Source organism: Aeromonas sp. QDB14 (genome assembly GCF_027707845.1).
GTDB lineage: Bacteria > Pseudomonadota > Gammaproteobacteria > Enterobacterales > Aeromonadaceae > Aeromonas > Aeromonas caviae.
In genome coordinates this window covers 1-2,472 of sequence record NZ_JAPCJD010000156.1, presented here as the reverse complement: position 1 = coordinate 2,472, position 2,472 = coordinate 1, and the positions used below count along the sequence as shown (strand labels likewise).

Annotated in this window: 3 protein-coding genes; all 3 read left to right on the top strand. The window is 44.3% G+C overall.

Features of this window, described 5'->3' with window-relative positions; all coding sequences use genetic code 11:
• Positions 1-145 precede the first annotated feature (145 nt).
• A complete protein-coding gene (locus PG887_RS22090; protein ID WP_001334766.1) occupies positions 146-976 on the top strand; it encodes an oxacillin-hydrolyzing class D beta-lactamase OXA-1 in 831 nt (276 codons plus the stop codon).
• A gap of 137 nt (positions 977-1,113) precedes the next feature.
• On the top strand, positions 1,114-1,746 hold the full coding sequence (locus tag PG887_RS22085; RefSeq protein WP_000186237.1) for a type B-3 chloramphenicol O-acetyltransferase CatB3: 633 nt from the start codon (positions 1,114-1,116) through the stop codon (positions 1,744-1,746).
• An 84-nt stretch (positions 1,747-1,830) separates the two neighbouring features.
• Entirely contained in the window at positions 1,831-2,283 is a 453-nt protein-coding gene (locus tag PG887_RS22080) for an NAD(+)--rifampin ADP-ribosyltransferase Arr-3 (protein WP_001749986.1), read from the top strand.
• The last annotated feature ends 189 nt before the right edge of the window (positions 2,284-2,472 follow it).

The following is a 2,472-nucleotide window of genomic DNA, read 5'->3' as shown; positions in this document are numbered from 1 at the left end:
CGCAGTGATGCCTAACCCTTCCATCGAGGGGGACGTCCAAGGGCTGGCGCCCTTGGCCGCCCCTCATGTCAAACGTTGGGCGAACCCGGAGCCTCATTAATTGTTAGCCGTTAAAATTAAGCCCTTTACCAAACCAATACTTATTATGAAAAACACAATACATATCAACTTCGCTATTTTTTTAATAATTGCAAATATTATCTACAGCAGCGCCAGTGCATCAACAGATATCTCTACTGTTGCATCTCCATTATTTGAAGGAACTGAAGGTTGTTTTTTACTTTACGATGCATCCACAAACGCTGAAATTGCTCAATTCAATAAAGCAAAGTGTGCAACGCAAATGGCACCAGATTCAACTTTCAAGATCGCATTATCACTTATGGCATTTGATGCGGAAATAATAGATCAGAAAACCATATTCAAATGGGATAAAACCCCCAAAGGAATGGAGATCTGGAACAGCAATCATACACCAAAGACGTGGATGCAATTTTCTGTTGTTTGGGTTTCGCAAGAAATAACCCAAAAAATTGGATTAAATAAAATCAAGAATTATCTCAAAGATTTTGATTATGGAAATCAAGACTTCTCTGGAGATAAAGAAAGAAACAACGGATTAACAGAAGCATGGCTCGAAAGTAGCTTAAAAATTTCACCAGAAGAACAAATTCAATTCCTGCGTAAAATTATTAATCACAATCTCCCAGTTAAAAACTCAGCCATAGAAAACACCATAGAGAACATGTATCTACAAGATCTGGATAATAGTACAAAACTGTATGGGAAAACTGGTGCAGGATTCACAGCAAATAGAACCTTACAAAACGGATGGTTTGAAGGGTTTATTATAAGCAAATCAGGACATAAATATGTTTTTGTGTCCGCACTTACAGGAAACTTGGGGTCGAATTTAACATCAAGCATAAAAGCCAAGAAAAATGCGATCACCATTCTAAACACACTAAATTTATAAAAAATCTAATGGCAAAATCGCCCAACCCTTCAATCAAGTCGGGACGGCCAAAAGCAAGCTTTTGGCTCCCCTCGCTGGCGCTCGGCGCCCCTTATTTCAAACGTTAGACGGCAAAGTCACAGACCGCGGGATCTCTTATGACCAACTACTTTGATAGCCCCTTCAAAGGCAAGCTGCTTTCTGAGCAAGTGAAGAACCCCAATATCAAAGTTGGGCGGTACAGCTATTACTCTGGCTACTATCATGGGCACTCATTCGATGACTGCGCACGGTATCTGTTTCCGGACCGTGATGACGTTGATAAGTTGATCATCGGTAGTTTCTGCTCTATCGGGAGTGGGGCTTCCTTTATCATGGCTGGCAATCAGGGGCATCGGTACGACTGGGCATCATCTTTCCCGTTCTTTTATATGCAGGAAGAACCTGCATTCTCAAGCGCACTCGATGCCTTCCAAAAAGCAGGTAATACTGTCATTGGCAATGACGTTTGGATCGGCTCTGAGGCAATGGTCATGCCCGGAATCAAGATCGGGCACGGTGCGGTGATAGGCAGCCGCTCGTTGGTGACAAAAGATGTGGAGCCTTACGCTATCGTTGGCGGCAATCCCGCTAAGAAGATTAAGAAACGCTTCACCGATGAGGAAATTTCATTGCTTCTGGAGATGGAGTGGTGGAATTGGTCACTGGAGAAGATCAAAGCGGCAATGCCCATGCTGTGCTCGTCTAATATTGTTGGCCTGCACAAGTATTGGCTCGAGTTTGCCGTCTAACAATTCAATCAAGCCGATGCCGCTTCGCGGCACGGCTTATTTCAGGCGTTATGCAGCCAAATCCCAACAATTAAGGGTCTTAAAATGGTAAAAGATTGGATTCCCATCTCTCATGATAATTACAAGCAGGTGCAAGGACCGTTCTATCATGGAACCAAAGCCAATTTGGCGATTGGTGACTTGCTAACCACAGGGTTCATCTCTCATTTCGAGGACGGTCGTATTCTTAAGCACATCTACTTTTCAGCCTTGATGGAGCCAGCAGTTTGGGGAGCTGAACTTGCTATGTCACTGTCTGGCCTCGAGGGTCGCGGCTACATATACATAGTTGAGCCAACAGGACCGTTCGAAGACGATCCGAATCTTACGAACAAAAGATTTCCCGGTAATCCAACACAGTCCTATAGAACCTGCGAACCCTTGAGAATTGTTGGCGTTGTTGAAGACTGGGAGGGGCATCCTGTTGAATTAATAAGGGGAATGTTGGATTCGTTGGAGGACTTAAAGCGCCGTGGTTTACACGTCATTGAAGACTAGTCCTTTGCATAACAAAGCCATCAAACCGGACGCCAGAGATTCCGCGCCTGTTGCGCATGGCTTCGCCATTTTATGCGCAATAGGCGCGCCACCCTGTCGCCGTTTATGGCGGCGTTAGATGCACTAAGCACATAATTGCTCACAGCCAAACTATCAGGTCAAGTCTGCTTTTATTATTTTTAAGCGTGC